Below are 22,040 nucleotides of genomic sequence, written 5' to 3' on the forward strand. Positions count from 1 at the left end.
TGAGAAGTGGCGTCGATGCCGCAAGGAAGGGCCTCCCCACCCCGATGCGGCACGGTTACCGATCAGTAGTAGACTGGTACGACACCAGAAGCCATGGTCTGGATGGCCTGTGCGGCACCGGCCATCGTCGCTTCCGGAATGAAGTGCGCCTCTTCCAGACCACGCTTCTTGTAGCAGCCAGCGCAAATCCAGAATTTGGCACCGTTTTGCACCAGAAAGTCGCGCAATTCTAGCAGCGGGGGAAAGGTCGGTTCCTGCATGCCATGCAGATAGTTGTCCGAGCGCGCAAGATGAACACCATCCAGCGATAGGAAAAGGGTGACTTCGTGTCCTTCCGTGAGGGCGTTCTTGGCGAGTACCAGACCAACGGTGGCGCGGTCGAGGTCATTGCCGGCGTGGGTGATGTTGACAAAAAAATGTGCCATGGGTGTTTGCTCCGTCATCAGTAAGAGGATAGCAGTTTAGTACAATTCCAGATTCTGATGAAGTAGAGACAGTCGCAGGTGTCTGAGCTATGCTTAGAAGCGCAATTTCAACCGGATCAGGAGGTATGTCATGGCCGTACTCGTTGGTAAGAAAGCCCCGGATTTTGTCGCTCCCGCGGTGATGCCGGACAACAGTATCAATGAAAAATTCCATTTGTCGCAGTATATCAAGGGCAAGTATGCGGTACTGTTTTTCTATCCGCTTGACTTCACCTTCGTCTGCCCCTCCGAGATCATCGCCTTCAATCATCGTCTTTCGGAGTTCCATGCGCGCAAGACCGAGGTCATCTCCTGCAGCATCGACTCCCATTTCACCCACCTGGCATGGAAAAATACCCCCGAGAACAAGGGCGGTATCGGCAACATTCAGTTGCCCATGGTTGCTGACCTGACCAAGCAGATCGCCCGCGATTACGACGTGCTCTTCGACGAATCGGTCGCGCTGCGTGGGTCGTTTTTGATCGACCGGGACGGCCTGGTGCGTCATCAAGTTGTTAATGACCTGCCCTTGGGCCGCAATATCGACGAAATGATTCGTATGGTCGATGCGCTACAGTTCTTTGAAGAGCACGGCGAGGTCTGCCCCGCGCAGTGGGAGAAAGGCAAATCCGGAATGAAGGCGGATTCTGCCGGGGTTGCCAGTTATCTGGCGGAACACGCCAAGGATCTCTGACCCCAACGAATGGAGAATACCGATCCCGATGTAATGGGATCGGTGGGATTGCGCCATGCTGCTCCGGAAAAAGTTGCTTGCCGTTCGCGAGCCACGTCTCTATCTCAGTATGGAGCGCAGTTATCTGGCGCTGCTCAAATTCATTATCGTAGCCTTTGGTGCTGGACTCCTGGCACGCAAGGCAGCCATGGCCTTGGTATTTTTTCATGACCAGCGTCTCCGCCCTTTTTTTCTCGATCTTTATCATTTGCTGACAATTCCATCCGTTGCCGGGATCTTTTTGATCATCCCTATTTTCTGGCGCGATCTGCGTTCGTTATCGCTGGGGCCAAGCGTGAGTGCGAAGGAGATGTTGGATCCCCGGGTCCATTTCTCGGCCGAAAGGACATTCCTGTCCTGGACCCGCACCGCCCTGAGTAGTCTCGCGCTCGCCTTCGTTCTGGCAAAATTTGATTTCTTTTTACGTAAATTTTCTCTGCTCTTGCACCAACCGATTCCTTTGCTCCATCGCTTGACCGGGACCAACACCCTCTTTATCGGTTTTGCCGTAGTGTTGCTGTCTCTGGGTTCATGGGGGCTTTTTGCCACCTTGTACGACATTCGACAGGGTGAATGTGCCACGCATGTTTGGCGTTATCGCGTGTTCCTATTGCTCCTATTTCTGGTCGGTGTGGGTATGCTGCGCTTACTCTGGCTTCTCGGTGGGGCGCGGCAATGACCGCCGTCCAACTTCCTTTTGGTACATTGTCCGTCGCCCCCATGATGGATTGGACGGACCGCCATTGTCGCTTTTTTCTGCGACAGGTCTGCCCCAGCTGCGTGCTCTTTACCGAGATGGTTACTACCCCTGCCATCCTGCGCGGCAAGGATCCGGCCCGCTACCTGGATTTTGATCGGCAAGAATCTCCTTTGATCTTACAGTTGGGGGGCGATGACCCCGAGGCCATGGCACGTGCCGCCCGCATCGCGCGCGATGACTATGGCTATGCCGGGCTCAATCTCAATGTCGGCTGTCCCTCAGCACGCGTTCAGAAAGGACGTTTTGGCGCCTGCCTGATGCGCGATCCGCTCCTCGTTCGGGAGCTCCTCGATGCCATGGCGAGCAGTGGTCTGCCGGTGAGCGTCAAGCACCGCCTCGGCCTGGACCGAGAGGAGGAATATGAGGGCCTCGCCGATTTCGTGCGCAGCATTGGTCAGGGGCACTGCAAACATTTTATCGTCCATGCGCGTAATGCCTGGTTGAAGGGTCTCAATCCTGCGGAAAATCGCGAGATACCGCCCCTGCGCTGGAATTGGGTGCAACGATTAAAGCAGGACTTTCCGGACTTTCGCATCGAACTCAATGGTGGGTTGCGCGATGCAGAGCAGGTCCTCGCCCTCTGGCCCAGTGTCGATGGCGTCATGTTGGGGCGCGCGGCATATCACTCGCCCCTGCTGCTTGCCCAGATCGAACAGGCCCTGGGGCGTCGTCAGGATCTGCCGCATCCGCGAGCGATACTGAAAGGGCTCTTACCTTATGTAGATGCTTGGGGCGAGCGCCTGCCGGCGCCACGTCTGCTGCGTCATTTACATGGTCTTTATGCTGGTCTTCCGGGGGCCAAGGCCTGGCGGCGCCTGCTCGGTTCGGCGCGGCCGTCTGAGTCCGCTGCGGTGGCGCTACGCCGGATGCTGCTTGCCTTGCAGAGCTGGCAACAGGATGCAGTGCTGGAGCTCGGATGACCGACTGGGTCGCCTTTGATCTGGATGGCACGCTTACCCGCGGCGAGACCATCGTCTCCTTCTACCGCACGGTGTTGGGTGAGGGCCGCGCCCTCCGCCTCCTGCTGCGCTCGTTGCCGATGCTTGGAGCCTACGCGTTGGGCTGGCGCAGCAATGGTGAGACCAAGGAGTGGGTACTGCAACGCAGCCTTACGGGTCGGCATCCCCAAGAACTCGAGCAGGGAACGGTGGAATTCATAGATCGCGTGCTGCCCCGGCTTCTGCGCGATTCCGTATGGGATCGTCTGGCCCAGCACCGCGATCTGGGGCAGCGTCTGGTGCTGGTGACGGCAACGTTGGAACTCTACGCCCGCCCCTGGGCAGAGCAGGTCGGATTTGATGCGGTCATCGCTACTCGTCTGGCCACGGACGAATCCGGGCGTTTTACCGGTCGTTTGCAGGGCGCCAACTGTTGGGGACCGGAAAAGGCCCGACGTTTGCGGGAAGAATTGGGTGTCAACAAACTGGCCTACGCCTACGGCAACAGTCGCGGCGATCGCGAGATGCTGGCCATGGCAGAAAACCCGGTGTGTATTTGTCGCGCCAACCATTGGGGAAGCGACCTTCTCGCCTTGCCGGCCGAATCAGTCGCTATCACGGTCGTTGCGCCCACTGTGCAGCAAAAACTCGAGAAAACTCTGGGTAACCGCTGAGGGATTCTTGCCCTTGCGTTGCACTGCGTGCCACTTGCGCAGAATGGGAAAGCCGTCGACGTCGAGGATGCACAGGGCTCCCGAGGCGAGTTCGGAGCTGATGGTGTGGCGTGCCAGGATGCCGAGGCCGAGGCCGCCAGCAACGAGTTGTTTGACTGCTTCGTTGCTGCTCAGGGTCATGCGGGCTTTGAGCTTGATACCCTGCTCCGCAAGGTAATTCTCCGCCGTGAGCCGTGTCCCTGACCCGGCTTCGCGCAGGATGAAGGGCTCCTTTCCCAGGCGCGCCAGGGGAATCGCTCTCTCTGCCGCCAGTGGATGCGCGGCCGCGGCGATGACGACGATGGGATTATCCAGAAAGGGTTGCGCAATCCCGTCGATCTCTTCGGGCACCTGGCCCATGATGTAGACGTCATCGAGGTTCTCGCGCAGGCGCTCGAGGATACTGTTGCGATTGACGATTTCCAGATGCGCCTCGATTCCTGGGTGCGCTGCACAGAACGCACCGAGCAGGCGAGGGGCAAAGTATTCCGCGGTGGAAGTGATACATAGCCGCAGTCTCCCGCGTTCGAGTTGTTGCTCCGCTGCCAGCTCATCGAGTAGGGATTCCAGATGCCGCTGCAACTCGTCGCTGGCCGCGGCGACAATCTCGCCGGCGCTGGTCAGAAACAGTTTTTTTCCGACCTGCTCATAGAGGGAAACCCCGAGGTTTTCTGATAATTGTTTGATCTGTAATGATAATGCCGAGGGCGTCTGGTGCAATTCCGCAGCTGCCTTGCTCATGCTAAGATGCCGAGCCAGTACCGTAAAAATACGCAGTTGGTGTAGAGTGACCTGACGAACGGACAAGGTTTTACTTCTCCATATGGTAACGTTAATTATATTTTACTTTACCTTACGGTAATGCTTCTGTACATTCGCGGCTGGAAGGCTATCTGCAGGTCAAATTGGATTGGAACATTCTTTAGGAGGGATCTATGGCTGGTAAATATGAAGCCGGCGTGAAGGAGTACCGCCAGACGTACTGGGCTCCTGACTACGTGCCGTTGGACTCGGATTTGTTGGCGTGCTTCAAGATCGTGCCGCAGGCGGGCGTGGATCGGGAAGAGGCGGCTGCTGCGGTGGCGGCGGAATCTTCTACCGGCACCTGGACCACGGTGTGGACCGACTTGCTGACCGATATGGACTACTACAAGGGTCGTGCCTATCGGATCGAAGACGTACCTGGCGATGACACGGCATTCTACGCCTTCATTGCCTACCCCATCGATCTCTTCGAGGAAGGTTCGGTCGTCAATGTATTCACTTCCTTGGTAGGTAACGTGTTCGGCTTCAAGGCCGTGCGCTCCCTGCGTCTGGAAGATGTCCGTTTCCCTCTGGCTTACGTGATGACCTGCAACGGTCCCTCCCACGGTATTCAGGTAGAGCGCGACAAACTCGACAAGTATGGTCGTCCGATGCTCGGTTGTACCATCAAGCCCAAGCTGGGTCTGTCGGCCAAGAACTATGGCCGTGCGGTGTACGAAGCCCTGCGCGGCGGTCTCGACTTCACCAAGGATGATGAAAACGTCAACTCCCAGCCCTTCATGCGCTGGCGTGACCGCTTCCTCTTCGTTGCCGATGCCATCCACAACGCCGAAGCGCAGACGGGTGAACGCAAGGGCCACTATCTGAACGTTACCGCCCCTTCACCGGAAGAGATGTACGAGCGTGCCGAGTTTGCCAAAGAGCTGGGCATGCCGATCATCATGCACGACTTCCTGACCGGCGGCTTCTGCGCCAACACGGGTCTGGCCCGTTGGTGTCGGAAGAATGGTGTGCTGCTGCACATCCATCGCGCCATGCACGCCGTGATCGACCGTAACCCGCATCATGGTATCCATTTCCGGGTCTTGACCAAGGCTCTGCGTCTGTCGGGTGGTGATCACCTGCACACCGGTACCGTGGTCGGTAAGCTGGAAGGCGACCGTGCCTCTACCCTTGGCTGGATTGACCTCTTGCGCGAATCCTATGTTCCCGAAGACCGCAGCCGCGGTATCTTCTTTGACCAGGATTGGGGCGCGATGCCTGGCGCTTTTGCAGTGGCCTCTGGCGGTATTCACGTTTGGCATATGCCCGCCTTGGTCAACATCTTCGGTGATGACTCGGTGTTGCAGTTCGGTGGTGGAACCTTGGGTCACCCCTGGGGTAATGCCGCGGGCGCAGCCGCCAACCGGGTAGCGTTGGAAGCCTGTGTCGAGGCGCGCAATCGCGGTGTCGAGCTGGAGCGCGAAGGTAAGGAAATCCTGACCAACGCCGCCCGTCACTCGCCGGAGCTGAAGATCGCTTTGGAGACCTGGAAGGAAATCAAATTCGAGTTCGATACCGTCGACAAGCTCGACGTACAGAACCGTTGATTTTCTGGCTAATGCATTCGCTTCAGGAAGGAGTCCATCATGGCTGAAGTTCAAGATTACAAGCAGGTACGGCGCTACGAGACCTTCTCGTATCTCCCCCCAATGTCGGCGGAACAGATCCGCGCGCAGGTGCAGTACATCATCGCTCAGGGCTGGAATCCGGCGGTGGAGCACGTGGAGCCGGAGCGTTCCTTCAACCACTATTGGTACATGTGGAAGCTGCCCATGTTCGGTGAGCGGAACGTTGATACCGTTCTTGCCGAGCTCGAGGCTTGCCGCCGCGAGTACCCCAAGCATCTCGTTCGTTTGATCGGCTACGATAACTATACCCAGAGTCAGGGTCTGGCCTTCGTAGTGTATCGCGGTTAGTAAGCCGAATAGATCGATCATTGGCACCTGGCAAGCATGTCGGGTGCCAAGCTAAGGGGGACGTATGTCGGATTCATCAGCATCCGGTCCAATGCGAGGCCGGGCTTTGGCGCAGGAGAAGCGGCGCCAGCAGGCGATGCGTAGGCAGGGTGGCGGCGCGGCCAAGCCGGTCGTTGCGCCTTCCGCGCCAAAGTCTGGGAACAATCAGGAAACGCGGGTCGCTCCCGCTCTCGAGGTCCATTCCGAGAAGATGGCGAGCCGTGGCAGCGGGCGTGAGGCAGCCTTGGCCCATCGCGCCATGCGCTGCGCTGGGGCTCAATGCTGGGCCGATCCGCAGCAGCGCCAAGTGCGTCATCGTGGTCAAAGGCCCGCAGTAGTATCTGCGACGGTATCGCCGGCAGTCAGCGAAGAGGCGGCACCCGCTTTGATTCCCGGAGTAGAAGAGGAATTCCTGGATTCCGTCTGTGAACTCGTCGAGCAAAGCCCCGAACGCTTTGGTTGGCGCGAACGCCCGGTGCGGCAGCTCTGTCGCGCACGGCGGCAGACCCTGGCGCAGCGGGGCAAGGCCGCACTCACCGTTGTACGCGGTCTGAGCTCCGCGGCCGCTCGTTTGCGTTACCTGGAGAATGGTAGCGCGCGGGAGTTCGCCAAACTGCGCCGCGAGGAGCAGGCGCGGCGGGGGCGCGGGTTTGCCAAGGGTGGCGCTGATGCCGCCGGTAAACGACGTGCAAAGAAGTTTCGCAAGGTCGAGGAAGGCACGACTTTGGCTGGCTCTATGGTTACCGGTACGCAAGTGGAGCGCAGCGACGCGGTTACCGGCAACGAGATGGGCACGTGTCGACCCATTACGGGCACCGAATATATTGGTGCTGAGCAATTCAATCAGTTCTGTGGCGAGCGTCCTGCGGCCCGTCCGGCCAAGGTGGCGGTGACTAGTACCTCCGGTCGGCAACAGGTCTCTGGTACGCAGGTCGGACGTTCCGCATCGGTCACCGGTGATGAGTCCGGCGCATGTCGCAATGTGACGGGCTCGGAATACCTCAGCAGCGAAAGCTTCCAGAGCTTCTGTAATGCCAATCTCCCAGAGCGTCCAGCAAAGGTGGTCACGGGCAGCACGCAGAAGAATGCGCTCCCGGTAACGGGCAGTGATGAATCGCGTACCAATCGCGTGACTGGCTATGAGGCCGGGGCGCAGCGGAGTATTACGGGTTCGCAGTATTGGGACGCCGGGGTGGCTAAAATGACCATCAATGGCGCGCCGAGCAAGGTGGCGGAAACTCACACCTTTGCCGGTCGTACGGTCTCGGGAACCGCCGTTGACAACAGCCAGCGTATCACTGGGTTGGAACCCGGAGAATGTCGGCAGTTGACGGGCACTGAATACTTGAGTCTGGAAAGCTACCAGAGCCTTTGCAACACCAAGCCGGCGCCGGCACCGGCCAAAGTCGGGACGGTTGCCACGGAGAAGGGGCAGCGGGTCACTGGCAATCTCGTGGATCGTTCCGAGAAGGTTACAGGCAACGAGCCGGGCTCTTGTCAGCGGGTCACGGGTACTGGTTACAACAGCCCTATTCTGTGCGGGGGTGGTGTTGATAAAGTTCAGAGTATGACCAGTCTGGCCGGCTCGACCATTACCGGAACGGGGATGGATCATCGCCCAAAAATGACAGGTGACGAGCAGGGAGGGTGCTGGCCCGTCACCGGAACCGAATATCATGGGCAAGAGCAATTTGCCCACTGCGCAAGCACCCCGCAGGCGGAAGAAGCAAAGGTTGCCGTCAGTCGTACGGCAAAAGGTCAGTGGGTTAGCGGACCCGCTATGGAGCCGGCAGAGAATGTCACCGGTAACGAAGTGGGTGAGGATCTCGCGGTTTCTGGCACGCCGTACCAGGGCGAGGAAATGGATACCGTTGCCACGGCACCGGCTGGCACCTGTGCTTGTGATGGCTGTTCCTACAAGCAGAAGGCTATGGCGTGGGATGCCATGCAGCAGGGCGGCACGGCAGGCAGTCAACGCTTTGTGCCCGCACCAGCCGCATCAGCGCCGGTCGCCAGCACGCCTGTACCCGCTCAGGACTTCAGTATTGTCCCTCCTGCCCGGCAGGGGCGCAGCCGAATCACGGGTAACGCGTTTGAGCAGAGCGGTCGCATCACGGGACCGGTCAATCTGGCGCGTGGTTTGATTACCGGCACTCCAGAGTTTCGCAGTCGTGAGCCGCAATCGGTCAGCGCCCTGCCGCCGGCAACGGAGATGCTAGCAGCGCCTGAGGTCGCCGCACCAGAACGGGGTGCGTGGCAGATTACCGGCGATGACTGGAGCCGCAATGATCGGGTTACCGGCACCGAAGGCGCCTGGGCGCAGGGACGTAATCCTACCCAGCGCGGCGCGGTTCGTAGCTGCGTGATGAGTGCCGGGGCTAACCGCAATCAGGCTCTCGCTGCCCCGGTGAGCGATTCCAAGGTCACTGGCAGCAGTGGCAGCGCCCGCAAAGGTGCGGCAGTCACTTACTCTGGTGGCGCAAGGGGATAAGGCGTAGGCATGGATACGCGAAGAAAAATGCGGCACCTTCGCCAGAGTGCTTCGTCTTCGGCGCCAGCGATGTCGATGGCACAACGCTACTCTTCCGAGGTGCAAGTGCCTCTTGCCGCAAATGGTATGCCGGCTGAGCATCCCGCTTGCACCGCGCTGCCGCACCGGTCCTGTCGTCATCCGTTGACGAATGTGGTGGAGAATGATCGGCTCGGTCACTGTGAGGACGGCGTCAAAGGTCGCTTTGATGCGATCCTGCCCGTATTGCAGGAAGTGGCTGCGCGCGGCCTGGGTGGTGGGTACGCGGAAAATGCACAACGCCTGGCGCAGGAGCGTCTGGGTTTTTCCTTGCCGGACAAGCTGCTCGAAAACGCTTGGGTCCGGGGTTTTGATATGCGTGCCCTGTTCGCCAGTGCCACGTTTGCTGCACTGGAACGGGGTGTGGCGCGTTTTTCTCAGCGTCTGCGCGAGGAATTGCAGGCCGGTGAGAATGTCGATGCGATGTTGGTGGACTGTGGATTTCACGCGATGAACCTTTCGCTCTGCGCCGACGGTCGTCTGAAGGGTTTTTTGCCTTACGTGCTGCGTTTGCCAGCGGGACACCTGCTGCGTCGCAGTGCTTTCGCGGGCACGCTTTTCGATGTGGAGAGGGATGTCGAGGACTGGCAGGCGACCGAATTGCGGCGCTATCGCGAAGGCTTCCCGACCACGGCAGATGTGCCGACCCGCTACCTGAAGGTTGCGGTGTATCACGGTAGCTCTCTCGATCCGACGCATCAGGGATGTGCAGCGCATGGCAGCAACGAGAGCTTGGCGCTGGAAATGGCGCTACAGCGCTTGCAGGCCTTCCGGGAAGCCATCGAAAACGAGTTCTGTTGCGGTGCCAGCACTGACATTTTACTGATTGGGTTGGATACGGATACCGATGCCATTCGTATCCATGTGCCGGATGCCAAGGGCAACCTGAGCGCCTATCGCTACGTCGATAACGCACAAGTGTATCGGCAAACGCTGGATATGGATGCGGACCGCGCCCGTCTCGCCGTCTACGAAGCGATTCGTGTTGCGGCCGAGTCATCGGGTTGGGGTCAGGGGGAAGGAATGCCCCATGACGGTATGCGTCGCCTCATTGCCACTTTGTTGATCAACAATTTGAGCCAGATCGAATATGTGGCGGATCGGGTGGGTGGATGGTATCCAGATGCCGGGCATGGCGAGCGTTTCATCAGTGTGGGTGATGGTTTTCAGGAATTGCAGATGCGCAATGTCGCCTATTACGCGCGTCTCGACACAGTAGAAGAGGGCGCCGCGGATCTCGATGTAGGCATCAAGATCTTCAAGCATCTCAACGTCGAACGGCAGTTGCCGATTCCCATGGCGCTGCACTATCGCTATGACTCGCGGGTACCCGGGAATCGTGAACGAGTAGTGAGCAAGCTGCAGCGGGTGGCAGATGCAATCCGTCAGCGCTATGCGCAGCTCGATCGTAATGGCTGGCTGTATCTGCATGGCAGTGTTCAGGATCTGCCTCTGGGAAGCGCGTTGGAGGAGGTCGATTTGGCATGAGAATCATGCGGGTGGAAAAGACACTGGTCTCTACCAATCGCATCGCCGAGATGGGGCATCGCCCTTTGCTCGTGGTGCAGGAAAAGGAAGGGGGTACGCGCTCGGTCGCGGTCGATGCGGTCGGCTGTATCCCCGGTGACTGGGTCATCTGCGTCGGATCCTCGGCAGCACGGGAGGCCGCTGGGTCCAAGGATTACCCGTCGGACCTTACGATTATCGGCATCATCGACAACTGGGCGCCGGCCTGAGATGGAAATCATGTGCGTTCAGTCCGATCTGGTCACGACACGCCGAATTCCCGGCTTGAAGCAGGCATCCCTACGGGTGTTGCGCGATAGTACCGGGAAAACGGTGGTGGCAACGGATCCGGTCGGTGTCCCCGAGGGTAAGTGGGTGTTTACCGTGTCGGGTTCGGCAGCGCGCTATGCGCAAGGTGATTTCGAGGTCCTCACTGACCTTACCATTGGTGGCATCATCGATTTTTGGGAACCCTGACGGGTTCGGGTTTTTCTCTGTAAGGAGGGGTGAAAAATGGCAGATGTAACAGGTATTGCACTGGGAATGATCGAAACTCGTGGTTTGGTGCCGGCAATTGAAGCGGCGGATGCCATGACCAAGGCAGCAGAAGTGCGCTTGATCGGACGTCAGTTCGTTGGTGGTGGCTATGTGACGGTCCTGGTGCGTGGCGAGACCGGTGCCGTGAACGCTGCGGTTCGCGCTGGCGCCGATGCCTGCGAGCGCGTTGGCGACGGTCTGGTGGCCGCGCACATCATCGCGCGCGTACATTCGGAAGTGGAAAACATCCTGCCCAAGGCTCCGACCGCGTAAAGCGGCCAGGTCGGTCAGGTTCCCAAAGATTTTTTGATTTTTGTTAGGAGATTACAATGGCAGACGTAACGGGTATTGCTCTGGGTATGATCGAAACGCGTGGTTTGGTGCCGGCTATCGAAGCGGCCGATGCCATGACCAAGGCCGCTGAGGTGCGCCTGATCGGTCGTCAGTTTGTTGGTGGTGGCTATGTGACGGTGCTGGTGCGTGGCGAAACCGGTGCGGTCAATGCGGCGGTGCGTGCCGGTGCCGACGCTTGCGAGCGGGTGGGCGATGGCTTGGTGGCTGCCCACATCATTGCCCGTGTGCACTCCGAGGTAGAAAACATCCTGCCCAAGGCGCCGACGGCCTAATCCAGTTCGCGGATGTGACACGGCGGCCTAGCGCTCGTCGTGTCCCTCCTCCCAAACCCTAGAGGGAGATAGAGCATGGCAACAGTAACAGGCATTGCCTTGGGGATGATCGAGACGCGTGGCCTGGTGCCAGCTATCGAAGCCGCCGACGCCATGACCAAGGCCGCTGAGGTTCGTCTGGTCGGTCGTCAATTTGTTGGTGGTGGTTATGTCACGATCCTGGTACGTGGTGAGACCGGTGCGGTGAATGCTGCGGTTCGCGCTGGCGCCGATGCCTGCGAACGGGTTGGCGATGGCCTGGTAGCGGCGCATATTATCGCGCGTGTCCACTCGGAAGTGGAGAACATTCTGCCGACGACGCCTACTGCAGACGGTAGTGGCCGCGATGGCGACGTCAGTGCGGTGCAAAGCTAAGTAGAGGCGTTCGTGTTGCGACTGCATCCTCGTATTGCCGGTTTTCTCGGGCAAGCGCTCAGTCATGAGTTTCTGGCAGTGCAGCAGTACCTCGTGCAGTCCCGGCTGTGTCGGCTCTGGGGCTGGCAGGACTGGGCCGAGAGCTTCGCCCGGGAATCTCGGGAGGAGTTGGAGCACGCGGGCCTGCTCAGCGATCAGCTATTGCGCATGGGCATTGCGCCCAGTGCCGGCGCCTTGCGGCCGTCGCGGCCGGGCAGAGATCTGCGGGAGATGCTCGATCAGGACGTGGCCATCGAGTGGTCGGCGGTAGAGCTTTACGCCGAGGCCCTTGATTTCAGTCAGCGGATGCGCGATGAACGCACCGCTTCGCTGTTCGCGCAGTTGCTGGAAGACGAAAAGGGTCATCTAGTGCATCTGCAGGAAACCATCAGCTCTCTCGGGACCCACCATGGGCACTGAGATCGCTGCTGGTTGTCCCGATGGCTGGGAGGAGCGCGGCAAGCCGCTGTCCTGGACTCGGCGTTTCAGCTTCCCGGATTATGCGGCTACGCGCAGCTTTCTGGATCGGCTAACGGAGTTGTCCGAAGAGTTCGACTACTATCCAAACCTGAATTTTGCGCGCGATTATGTCGTGGTTGCCGTGCAATTTGACGGCGATCAGATGGACGCCCGACTCGCGGAATATGCGCACGCTGCACAAGCGGCATACGCTGCGGCGGAATAGGGTATGGCCACGTTGCGTATCGCTCTGTTCAACGCCAAGGGCGGTTGTGGCAAGACGACCCTGGCGTGGAATCTGGCAGCCGGGCTGGCCCAGCGCGCCAGTACCTTGCTGTTGGACGCAGACCCTCAAGGGAGTCTCCAACGTTGGGCAGACTGGAGCGAAGAAGAAGGCAATGGCATGACGGTTGCCGGTCGGGAGGCGCTGAAAAGCTCGGGAATGGGTTCAGCGCAGTACTGTGTCATCGATTGTCCTCCGGCCTTGGAGGCAGTGGAAACGCGAAAGGCTCTGGATCTTGCTGATATCGTGCTGCTACCGGTGCTGCCTTCACCTCTCGACCTTTGGGCGAGTCAGCGCAGTGTCGAAGCCATCGAAGAAATTCAAAAGAAGAATCAGAAGCTGCGCGCCGCACTCGTGCTGAATCAGGTCGAGGGGCGGAGTGCGCTCTCGCGGGCGGCCGAACATGCGATAGCAACGTTGGGATTGCCGGTTTTCCGCGGGCAGATCGCGAGAAGGGCAATCTATCGCAACGCTGCAGTCGAGGGCAAAAGCGTTTACCAGATGGGGAAACGAGGTGATGCTGCGGTTGCAGAAATTGAGGTACTGATCGAGGAGGTTCTCAAATGACTAGCCAGTTGGAAAACAAGCTCAACGCAAGTATGCAGAGTCCACGTCAGCGTAGTACCAGCAAAACTGCTGCGCCCGCAGCGAGCAAGGAGAAAGAATCTTCAATCGGTAGCGCGAAGAAGGCTTCCCCGAGCAGTAAATCCAAAGCAGAATCTGTTGCGGACCTCAATGCTGGCGGCGGACGCGAGCTGAATCCACAGCGTATCTGGCCGGACTGAATCCGCCAGGTAAGAGCGCGCTATAAACCAGCGACGACGACCGGGGGCCGCGGCCCCCCTTTACCGGAGGGCGAGCTGAGCAGCTTCTTATGGCAATTCTGCTGACCGACTACCCCGACATTCTCGAAGAATTGGGTCCCGACGCATCGGCAGTTCTCGAAGCGAACTGGCACGAGGCCGCGCGGATCTTTACCCAGCGCGGTCTGGAGGCCTATCTGGAGGGTGCGCGCAGCCTCAAATCCTTGGGGCGCGGGACGGAGCTCGTGCTCAGTTTCATTGAGGCCGGCCCGCATGTGGCGCGGGAAATTGGTGAGCAGGCGGTTTTCGAGATGCTGTCCACCGCCATCCGCATGTTCTCCAAGACCAGCTCCGAGGTCTTGGTCCTGTTTTTTTCGACTGCCCCCGTTGTTGCCCAGCGTCTGGGAGAGATCGACCTTTTCCGCGGCTATCTCCTGCTTCTCGATCAGTTGCTGGCGCAGGCCCCGCGAGGCGTGCGTCCCATGTTGGGTAAAATCGAGGTGCTTCTCGAACAGATGACCCTGGGCGGGCTGCGGCGCTGGGCCAACTGGGGCATTTCTGCCTATCGCAACGATTTTGCGGCGCAGGCGGAATTTTTTGGCCTGGAAACGCCACAGGCCCTTGCCGTGTTGCAGCAGGAGCACCGCGGCATCCTCTTTGTGGACGTGCAGCGACGCCTGAATATGTACCTGCGCGCCTTGTGGGGACGGGATTTCTTTCTGCGTCCGACCTCCGGCGATTACGAAAGCCGCACGGGTTATCAGCCCTACATCGAGGACTATTTCATTTTTGTGCCCGATGCGTATGACGATGCGGTAATTGCGAACGACGACAAGGTGCCGGCTCTGGAGGTCTATCGGGCAGCGGTCGCCCATGCCGCGGCGCATGTCGTCGAATCGCAGTTCGATACCCGTCTGGAACTCGCTACCCCGCTGAAAAAGCTCTGGATTGGAGTGTTGGAAGACGCGCGGGTGGAGACCCTGGAGGGTCGGCGCTTCCCGGGGCTTCTGCCCCTTTGGCGGCGCCTCGGGCAAACCGAGGCGGTACGGCAAAAAAAGACCGACGCGCGGCTTGGCGAACTTGCCGAACGGGCGGCCTATGCCCTCATCGAGCCCGATTATCAGGACGAGCATCCGTTGGTGGCGCGTGCCCGGGGTCTGTTTCCGCGGCTCCTGGACGAGCAGGAAGATCGATATGGCGTTCTTCTCTCCGCCGCCGAGGAACTTGCCGACCTCAGCAAGGAGCTGGGCCTGGAGTTTTCCGCGCAAAAGGATCAGCCGTCCAGCCCCTACCGTGACGACAACCGCTATCTGTGGACCCCGCCCGCGAGCGCAGTCGATATCCTCAACGGTGGCCAGCCCCAAGTGCGCAAGTATGTGAGTCTGATGGAGATGATCAACACTCTCGATGTGGAGTTCGCTGGTGACGACGCCCAGGAGATCTGGATTCTCGCCACCGAGCTCTATGATGATGACGGCAAGACCTTCAACGAGAAGGAAGGGAAGGAGCCGGTCGCGCAGCCGGTGAGCTATTCCGAGTGGGATTACCAGACACAGCTGGAGCGCCCGATGTGGACCACGGTCTACGAGAAGCGCCCGAAAATGGGAGACCCAGCGGAAATCGAGGCTCTGTTGGAGCAGCACAAGCCTTTGGTGCAGAAGATCGGCAAGATGATCGAGGCCATCCAGCCGCAAGGGGTGGTGCGTACGCGCAAGGTGGAAGATGGCGATGACATCGACATCAATGCGGCGATTCTGGCGATGACCGATATCCGCATGGGACAGCAGCCCGATCCGCGCATCGGCATTCGTACCCGGTTGCACATTCGTGATCTATCGGTGACCCTGCTCATCGACCTTTCGGAATCGACCAACGACAAGCTGCGCTCGCGCAGCGAGGGAGATGTCACGGTATTGCAGCTGGCGCGCGAGGCCGCGGTATTGCTCGCCGGCGCTCTCGACCGGATTGGTGATCCCTTTATGCTGTGTGGCTTTGACTCCAATGGTCGCCACGATGTCGAGTTTTACACCTTCAAATCCTTCGCTGCGCCTTATGACGAGAAGGTGAAAGGACGCCTGGCCGGCATGACCGGCAAACTCTCCACGCGCATGGGTGCGGCATTGCGCCACACCGGGCATCTGATGGAGCAGTACCCGAGCCAGAAAAAGTTGCTGATCCTACTCACCGACGGCGAGCCGGCAGACAATGACGTGCGTGATCCGCAGTATCTGCGCTTCGATACCAAACGAGCGGTGGAGGAACTGGCGCGTAAGGGAATCCGCACATTCTGCCTGTCGCTCGACCCCTACGCCGACGAGTATGTCAGCCGTATTTTTGGCCAGCGCAACTACTTGGTGCTGGATCATGTCGATAGTCTTCCGCTGAAATTGCCGCAGCTCTATGTATCGATGACCAAGTCCTAACAGGAAATCTTTTAGTAACACTGGCAGGGTAGCCCATCTAGCGGGAGCTAGTGGATTCCCCCCTGTGCCTCGGCAACAAGGAGTTTTTGATGGACACCCTTGCGATTGTGATTCCTTTCGTGCCCGTCCTGTCGGCAGCGATCATTTTTCTGTTCTTGCGCAACCGCAAGGGAGCAGCTGCACGCCTCAGCGTGCTGGCTACTTTGCTGACCTTTCTGCTGTCGCTGTCTTTATTGGGTGATTACATCACCTCGCAGGTAGCGAGGGTGGAATGGATCGGACAGATCTGGGGGAGTATCTGGCTGGATCCCCTGGCCTTGATCATGTGGACCTTCGTATCGGGAATCAGTCTCCTGGTACATATGTATTCGGTCCGCTATATGATTGAGGAGCCGAATTATCCGCGCTTCTTTGCCCTGCTCGATCTGATGACGGCAACCATCTTTTTTATGGTTTCCGCAGCGGATTTGATCACCCTGTTGGTGGCCTGGTTTTTGGTGGGGGTGTTTCTCTATTTTCTGCTCGGACACGACACCGATCGCTCGGCATCCGGGCGCTATGCCTTCTGGACGCAGATCACCTATCGCTTTGGTGATCTGCCTCTCTGGCTGGCGGCGTTCATTCTGTTCAAGGCCTACCATAGCCTGTCCTTGCCAGTCATCTTCGCGCAGGTAGCGGCGGCACCGAATGCCGTGCAGCTCTGGGGCATGCCAGTCCCGGCCTGGGTCGGCATCCTCATCGCTATTTCCGCCTTTGCCCGCTCGGCGCAGTTCCTGCTGCATGGCTGGCTCCCCTATACGATGGACGGTCCGACACCTGTCTCGGCGCTGATGCACGCCGGTATCGTCAATGCGGGTGGTTTTCTCTTCAACCGCTTTGCGCCGATCTTTGAGTATACCAGTCTGGCTCTGCACATCGCCTTTGTGGTGGGACTGATCACCGCGGTCTTGGGATCGGCGTTGATGCTGATTCAAAACGACATCAAGCGCTCCCTTGGTTATTCGACCATGGGCCAGATGGGTTTCATGGTGATGGAATGTGGTCTGGGTGCGTTTCCGCTGGCAGTATTCCACCTCATCGCCCACGGTTTTTTCAAGGCATCGCTCTTTCTGGGAGCGGGCAACGCCATTGGTGAGGCCCGCACCGAGGATGGCGTACCCCCAGACCCCGTCTATGTCTCGGTGGTGGAGCGTCGGCCCAATAAACCCTCCCGTCTACCATTGATTACCGCTGCGGCACTCACCATTCTCGTACCAGTGCTGGTGCTGAGTCTGTCGCACTTCTTTGTGGCCTCGCACCTGTTCTTCGAGCAGGGGGTCATCATTCTGTTGTTCTTTGCTTGGGTTACGGGCGCGCAGGCGCTATTTGCCGCGCACAAGATGACCCACAGCAATCCCTGGCAGGTCATGGGTGGGATACTGGGCTCTTTCGTGCTCGTGGTGATTGGTTATACCCTGATCAGTCACTACTTCGGGAGCTTTCTCTATCCGGAGCACGGGGCCAGTGAGCGGCTCTTCGCCTCGGCAAGTATCGGAGTGCTTTCCTATGATGTCTTGGTGATCATCTTAGCCCTGCTCTTTGTTGGCGGCTGGGCACTGACTTTCTTTGCCGACGCCCGGGATTGGGGACAACATCTCAGCGAAAAATGGCATGGCACCTATGTGGCACTATATGCGCTGCTGACTCGAGAACTCTATCTGAATGACTTTTATGTGCGCATGACACAGGTGCTGTTTGCCGCGTCCCGTCGTCTCAACGTCTGGTTCCGCTGGAGTTAAGCCCATGGAATGGATCGTTCTTCTGATCAGCGCAGTTCTGCTCCCCATTTTTCCGCTGAGTTTGATTTTTAATCGCTTGGTGGCGACGGCACCGGGACCCTGGGGTAGGGCATTGGCGCTTCTGGTCTTGCCACAATTGGGGATTCTGCTGCTGTACCACACCGGACCCTTCTTGCCCTTGCCCGTACTCGGGCAACGGATCTGGTTGATGATGGTACTCTTCACCGCGGTGTTTTATGCCTTTCGTGCCGTGAGTGCGCGGGAAATCAGCATCTGGTCGCGTCTTAGCGCGAGTTCCGGATTGGCGCTGACCTGGTTTCTGGTAGCGAGCGGCAGCGCCATGCATTTTACGGAGCTCTTTGCCCTGGCGTGGTCCGTGCCGGCGGCCTTGCTCATGATCTGGGCGGGCCTGCTGAGTCAGCGGATGGGGGGTGCCTACCTGGGGTTGCGCGGCGGACTCGCCACGGAACTACCGCGTTTGAGTGGACTGATCACTATCTCTGCTTTGGCTCTGGTGGCGACACCGATATTCCCCGGGTTTTTTGCCATGTTGCAGGTATTTCACTTGCTCAGTTTGTCTTGGTTGTGGCCGTTGTTGCTGCTCTTGATGATCTGGGGATGGTCAATCGGTAAATTCCTGCAGGATCTGCTCTTTGGTATTTACCAGGGGGAGCCGCTGACGGATATCGGGAGCACGGTGACCAGTGTGGGTGCCGGAGTGCTGTTCCTTTTCGCATTGTTTGGACTAGTCTGGAGTGGCCTATGGATAGGAAACTGACCCTGGGCGATCGCCTCAAGGTGCGCTCGATGATCTACGTTGCGGGCGAGCCGATCCCGCGTTTCTGGCCCATGCGTACCTTCATCCATCACAATCCACTCTTCGGTCTGGAACACCTGCCTTTTCCGGATGCGGTGGAGGAGGGCAGCCACCTGTTCCACGGTCGTGGATACCTACCCCGCTCGCATTATCAAAGATATCGAGCCGAAGGCAAGATCGACGATGCCGCCTTGCGGCGCTATCTGCAGAGTTTTTTGCGCGAGCAATCTGTCGATCTTCCTGGCATCGATCTCGAGACCTGGCTGTGGACGATCATGACGGAATGCCGCTCCGAACGTCTGGTCCAGGCCAGTGACTGGTTGGATGGTGAGGTCTTGGCCGCTGCCTTGCAGGGACGGCAAGCCGCCGAGCTCGACGAAACGGCGCTTCTGGAGCGTTTGCGGACCGTGTTAGGACGCAAGATTGCCAGTGATGGTCCCCTGTATGACAACATCGACCGCCTTTTCGGGACGAAAATTGGCGATACCCTGGATGAGTTGTTGGTAAAAAGCTGTCTGGATTTTTTTGACGAAGGACAGTCTGCATGGCAGGCCCCGAGTCGGGAGAAAGGCTTTTTTGCCTCCTGGAAGGATGTTGCCCAGCACAATCTGCGCTTCACCCTGCTTGGATTGCACCTGCGAGAGCTGTTGGCGTCCAGTGAGAGTCCCGAGGGTAGCATCGCGCACATTTTGCATTTATTGAAGATACCGGAAGACCATTGGCAAAAATACATCACCCGCCAACTCACTCGCTTGCATGGCTGGGCGGGTTTCATTCGCTTTCGCAGCTCGGCGAAGCATTATTACTGGGCCCAGCAATATCCCGCAGATCTGGCGGATTACCTTGCGGTACGGATGGTGCTGGGTCTGTCTTTGGTGCAAGAGGCCGTCCGTCATCACGGTTGTCCGGGAGATGCGGAAGCTCTACAGCAATTTGTGCACGACGATCCGTATGGCGCGTATCTGCGCAGTGAACTCCATGCCGGGACGATCCTGCCGGCCTGGGCGCAGCGCGTGGATGATGCGCTTGCGCGTCGTTCTCGGCGCGGCTATGCGCCTCTGGCCAAAGAATACATTCAGGACAAACGGACGCACGAGGCAGAGCGCAAAACTCGCGCCTTACGCGCTTTGGCGGGCCGGGTGGGAAGCGATGCGCTATCCGCATTGCAGTCTCTGACCCCTGAACAGGTGGCAGAATTTGTGAATGTGCTGCGCCGTTGGGAGCGAGCGGAAGGGTTTGCTTGGTTGCGCGCCATGGAGTCGCATTACATCACGGATTTGGTGCGCAAGGTGCGTCTGCCGGAAGACCATCCGAAAAAACGTCCCTTTGCCCAGGCGTTTTTCTGTATCGACGTGCGCTCGGAGCCGATGCGCCGCCATCTCGAGGCGCTGGGTGATTATCAAACCTTTGGTATTGCCGGCTTCTTTGGTGTGCCCATTGGCTTCCTGGAATACGGCAAGGGCAGCGAGGTGCATCTGTGCCCAGCGGTACAGACCCCCAAAAACCTCATCGTCGAAATCCCGGCGGAACTGGAGCTGGAAGAGGAGCCACTCTATGGGGCGCTTGAACACGTGCTGCACGATATCAAATCGTCGGTTTTGTCACCTTTTGTGGCCGTGGAGGCTGTCGGTCTGATCTTCAGTCTGGGCTTGATCGGCAAAACCGTGGCTCCGGTGTTCTATCACGAAACGCACGGGCATCTGCATGCCGCCAAACCTGTCACGCGTCTGCTGGTCGACAAGCTCAATGCTGAGCAGGCGGATTCCATCATCCGCGCAGTGCAACGGGCCATGATTGTGCGCGCCCTGCAGCGGGAGCTGGGGATGGACCGCGAACACGTAACCGACGATGAAATCCGTGAACTCCGCGAAATTGCCCTGGGCAATCGGAGTGGGAAAAGTGCGTTGGCGAATCGTCTCGCTTTGACTCCGGAGGCAGAGGCCGAGTTTATCGACAAACTCCGCAGCGTGTACCGCGTCGATCGATATGAGACAAGCCTGCAGATGGAACGGATCGCTCGCCTCGGATTCACTCTGGACGAGCAGGTGCGTTACGTGTCGAATGCCTTGTTGTCCACCGGATTAAGCCAAAATTTCTCGCGCTTTGTGCTGATGGTGGGGCATGAAAGCCAGACGCAGAACAATCCCTACGAGTCAGCGCTGGACTGTGGTGCCTGTGGTGGTGGTCGGGGACTACCCAATGCTCGGGTTATATGCACCATGGCCAACAAGCCCGAAGTGCGTCGCCGCCTTCTGGAGAAAGGTATTGCCATACCAGAAGATACCTGGTTTCTGCCCGCCGTGCATAACACGACTACGGACGAAATCACCTTGCATGATCTCGATCTCCTCCCGGCGCGCCATCTGCTCTATCTCGAGCGCTTGCAAAATGGCCTGACTGCGGCAACCCGGCGCACGGCTGCGGAGCGCATGCCCACCTTGGGTGCTAGCCGGGCTCTGGCTGCCGAGCCCATCGCGGCAGCGGCCCTGGCGCGCCGCCATGCCCATGATTGGTCGCAGGTGCGCCCCGAGTGGGGCCTTTCCCGCAACCTCTATGGCATCATTGGTGGTCGTCACCTGACCGAAGGGGTGGACCTGCAGGGGCGATCCTTCCTGCAATCCTATGACTATCGCCTGGATCCGAAAGGCCGTTTCCTGGAAAACATCCTCTCAGCGCCAGTGGTGGTGGGCGAGTGGATCAATCTGGAGCATTACTTTTCGACGACGGACGTGCATCACTACGGCAGCGGCAGCAAGGCGTATCACAATGTCGCTGGCCGTTTCGGGGTAATGACCGGAAATCAGAGTGATCTGCGCACCGGCTTGCCCATTCAGTCGATGTATCAGGAAGGAAAGCCCTACCACGAGCCGGTTCGCCTCATTGCTTTGGTCGAGGCGCCGGCGGGCTTCGTCCTCGCTGCCGTGGGCCGTCTGCCCAAGGTGAAGGCGCTGATCATGGGCGGCTGGCTGCGGGTCATCGTCATCGATCCCGAGGATGATTACCGTTGTCTGGTGCTGGAAGAAGGCGAATTTCAGGTGCACCCGGAATCGGGTAGACAATATCGGCAGAGCTTATTGGAGGCCAGTGCATGAACACCCTCAATCTTCATCCATTGAAAAAGATCGAGATTATTCTCGAAGGCGCTCACCGCGATTTTGCCACCGATCTCCTCGACCGCGCGGGGGTCAAGGGCTATAGCATCGTTGGTAATCTTTCGGGCAAAGGCAGCCATGGCATCTACGAGAGCCATTTGATGTTCAACGAAGATGATGTTTTGATCATGATCATCGTCGCCGTGCCGGAAGACTTGCTCGCGCCGATTCTGGAGGGCTTTACGCCCTTCTTTGAAAAACATCAGGGGGTGATGTTCGTATCCGACATTCAGGTGAGTCGCCTGGTGAAGTTCAAGAATTGAG

The 22,040-nt window shown here is 58.7% G+C and carries 24 protein-coding genes; 22 read left to right on the forward strand and 2 right to left on the reverse strand.

Annotated features, from left to right (window positions below; translation table 11 throughout):
- Positions 1-62: 62 nt before the first annotated feature.
- Positions 63-425 carry a DsrE family protein gene (locus tag MQE22_RS03900; protein WP_215871688.1) on the reverse strand — a complete coding sequence of 121 codons (363 nt, stop codon included), beginning with the start codon at positions 423-425 and terminating at the stop codon, positions 63-65.
- A 130-nt stretch (positions 426-555) separates the two neighbouring features.
- Here MQE22_RS03900 and MQE22_RS03905 point away from each other — a divergent pair, with 130 nt between their 5' ends.
- Genes MQE22_RS03905 through MQE22_RS03920 form a run of 4 tightly spaced genes read left to right on the forward strand, consistent with a single transcriptional unit; the run spans position 556 to position 3,569 of the window.
- The gene (locus tag MQE22_RS03905; RefSeq protein ID WP_215871689.1) at positions 556-1,158 is read left to right on the forward strand and encodes a peroxiredoxin; all 603 of its coding nucleotides are present in this window, start codon (positions 556-558) and stop codon (positions 1,156-1,158) included.
- A 55-nt stretch (positions 1,159-1,213) separates the two neighbouring features.
- Positions 1,214-1,876 (forward strand): YidH family protein, encoded by a 663-nt coding sequence (locus MQE22_RS03910; protein ID WP_215871690.1) that lies wholly within the window; start codon positions 1,214-1,216, stop codon positions 1,874-1,876.
- Complete coding sequence (gene dusA / locus MQE22_RS03915) at positions 1,873-2,877, forward strand: tRNA dihydrouridine(20/20a) synthase DusA (protein ID WP_215871691.1); 1,005 nt, start codon at positions 1,873-1,875, stop codon at positions 2,875-2,877. Before MQE22_RS03910 ends, dusA begins: the two co-directional genes overlap by 4 nt.
- The gene (locus MQE22_RS03920) at positions 2,874-3,569 is read left to right on the forward strand and encodes an HAD family hydrolase (protein ID WP_215871692.1); all 696 of its coding nucleotides are present in this window, start codon (positions 2,874-2,876) and stop codon (positions 3,567-3,569) included. The genes dusA and MQE22_RS03920 overlap by 4 nt, the downstream gene beginning before the upstream one ends.
- On the opposite strand, the gene MQE22_RS03925 is transcribed toward MQE22_RS03920, so the two are convergent.
- The gene (locus tag MQE22_RS03925; RefSeq protein WP_215871693.1) at positions 3,501-4,415 is read right to left on the reverse strand and encodes a LysR family transcriptional regulator; all 915 of its coding nucleotides are present in this window, start codon (positions 4,413-4,415) and stop codon (positions 3,501-3,503) included. The genes MQE22_RS03920 and MQE22_RS03925 overlap by 69 nt on opposite strands.
- Positions 4,416-4,543: 128 nt before the next feature.
- Between MQE22_RS03925 and MQE22_RS03930 the strand changes: the two genes are divergently transcribed.
- From MQE22_RS03930 to MQE22_RS04015, 18 genes are all read left to right on the forward strand, one after another.
- Positions 4,544-5,962 (forward strand): form I ribulose bisphosphate carboxylase large subunit, encoded by a 1,419-nt coding sequence (locus MQE22_RS03930; RefSeq protein WP_215871694.1) that lies wholly within the window; start codon positions 4,544-4,546, stop codon positions 5,960-5,962.
- Between the two features lie 39 nt (positions 5,963-6,001).
- A complete protein-coding gene (locus MQE22_RS03935) occupies positions 6,002-6,331 on the forward strand; it encodes a ribulose bisphosphate carboxylase small subunit (RefSeq protein ID WP_215871695.1) in 330 nt (109 codons plus the stop codon).
- A gap of 64 nt (positions 6,332-6,395) precedes the next feature.
- Positions 6,396-8,861, forward strand: a complete 2,466-nt coding sequence (locus MQE22_RS03940) for an alpha-carboxysome scaffolding protein CsoS2 (protein ID WP_215871696.1) — start codon at positions 6,396-6,398, stop codon at positions 8,859-8,861.
- Between the two features lie 9 nt (positions 8,862-8,870).
- Positions 8,871-10,427 (forward strand): carboxysome shell carbonic anhydrase, encoded by a 1,557-nt coding sequence (locus MQE22_RS03945; protein ID WP_215871697.1) that lies wholly within the window; start codon positions 8,871-8,873, stop codon positions 10,425-10,427.
- Positions 10,424-10,675, forward strand: coding sequence for an alpha-carboxysome shell vertex protein CsoS4 (gene csoS4, locus MQE22_RS03950; protein WP_215871698.1), 252 nt, complete (start codon positions 10,424-10,426; stop codon positions 10,673-10,675). Before MQE22_RS03945 ends, csoS4 begins: the two co-directional genes overlap by 4 nt.
- Positions 10,676-10,685: 10 nt before the next feature.
- Positions 10,686-10,922 (forward strand): carboxysome peptide B, encoded by a 237-nt coding sequence (locus tag MQE22_RS03955; protein WP_226826949.1) that lies wholly within the window; start codon positions 10,686-10,688, stop codon positions 10,920-10,922.
- 36 nt (positions 10,923-10,958) lie between these two features.
- Positions 10,959-11,255: an alpha-carboxysome major shell protein CsoS1 gene (gene csoS1 / locus MQE22_RS03960; protein WP_004871256.1), complete on the forward strand. Its 297-nt coding sequence runs from the start codon at positions 10,959-10,961 to the stop codon at positions 11,253-11,255.
- A gap of 56 nt (positions 11,256-11,311) precedes the next feature.
- Entirely contained in the window at positions 11,312-11,608 is a 297-nt protein-coding gene (csoS1, locus tag MQE22_RS03965; RefSeq protein WP_004871256.1) for an alpha-carboxysome major shell protein CsoS1, read from the forward strand.
- Between the two features lie 75 nt (positions 11,609-11,683).
- Positions 11,684-12,022: an alpha-carboxysome major shell protein CsoS1 gene (csoS1, locus tag MQE22_RS03970; protein WP_215871700.1), complete on the forward strand. Its 339-nt coding sequence runs from the start codon at positions 11,684-11,686 to the stop codon at positions 12,020-12,022.
- Between the two features lie 12 nt (positions 12,023-12,034).
- Positions 12,035-12,481, forward strand: a complete 447-nt coding sequence (locus tag MQE22_RS03975; protein WP_255790138.1) for a ferritin-like domain-containing protein — start codon at positions 12,035-12,037, stop codon at positions 12,479-12,481.
- On the forward strand, positions 12,471-12,746 hold the full coding sequence (locus tag MQE22_RS03980) for a 4a-hydroxytetrahydrobiopterin dehydratase (RefSeq protein ID WP_215871701.1): 276 nt from the start codon (positions 12,471-12,473) through the stop codon (positions 12,744-12,746). The genes MQE22_RS03975 and MQE22_RS03980 overlap by 11 nt, the downstream gene beginning before the upstream one ends.
- A gap of 3 nt (positions 12,747-12,749) precedes the next feature.
- Complete coding sequence (gene parA / locus MQE22_RS03985; protein ID WP_215871702.1) at positions 12,750-13,370, forward strand: ParA family partition ATPase; 621 nt, start codon at positions 12,750-12,752, stop codon at positions 13,368-13,370.
- Entirely contained in the window at positions 13,367-13,588 is a 222-nt protein-coding gene (locus tag MQE22_RS03990; RefSeq protein WP_215871703.1) for a hypothetical protein, read from the forward strand. Before parA ends, MQE22_RS03990 begins: the two co-directional genes overlap by 4 nt.
- 89 nt (positions 13,589-13,677) lie before the next feature.
- Positions 13,678-16,029: a nitric oxide reductase activation protein NorD gene (locus MQE22_RS03995; RefSeq protein WP_215871704.1), complete on the forward strand. Its 2,352-nt coding sequence runs from the start codon at positions 13,678-13,680 to the stop codon at positions 16,027-16,029.
- A gap of 89 nt (positions 16,030-16,118) precedes the next feature.
- Entirely contained in the window at positions 16,119-17,807 is a 1,689-nt protein-coding gene (locus tag MQE22_RS04000; RefSeq protein WP_215871705.1) for an NADH-quinone oxidoreductase subunit 5 family protein, read from the forward strand.
- 4 nt (positions 17,808-17,811) lie between these two features.
- Complete coding sequence (locus MQE22_RS04005) at positions 17,812-18,585, forward strand: hypothetical protein (protein WP_215871706.1); 774 nt, start codon at positions 17,812-17,814, stop codon at positions 18,583-18,585.
- Positions 18,570-21,716, forward strand: coding sequence for a DUF2309 domain-containing protein (locus tag MQE22_RS04010; protein WP_215871707.1), 3,147 nt, complete (start codon positions 18,570-18,572; stop codon positions 21,714-21,716). Before MQE22_RS04005 ends, MQE22_RS04010 begins: the two co-directional genes overlap by 16 nt.
- The gene (locus tag MQE22_RS04015; RefSeq protein ID WP_215871708.1) at positions 21,713-22,039 is read left to right on the forward strand and encodes a P-II family nitrogen regulator; all 327 of its coding nucleotides are present in this window, start codon (positions 21,713-21,715) and stop codon (positions 22,037-22,039) included. Before MQE22_RS04010 ends, MQE22_RS04015 begins: the two co-directional genes overlap by 4 nt.
- Position 22,040 lies beyond the last annotated feature (1 nt).

The organism is Acidithiobacillus sp. YTS05, assembly GCF_024396695.1.
In the GTDB taxonomy this organism is placed as follows: domain Bacteria; phylum Pseudomonadota; class Gammaproteobacteria; order Acidithiobacillales; family Acidithiobacillaceae; genus Igneacidithiobacillus; species Igneacidithiobacillus copahuensis.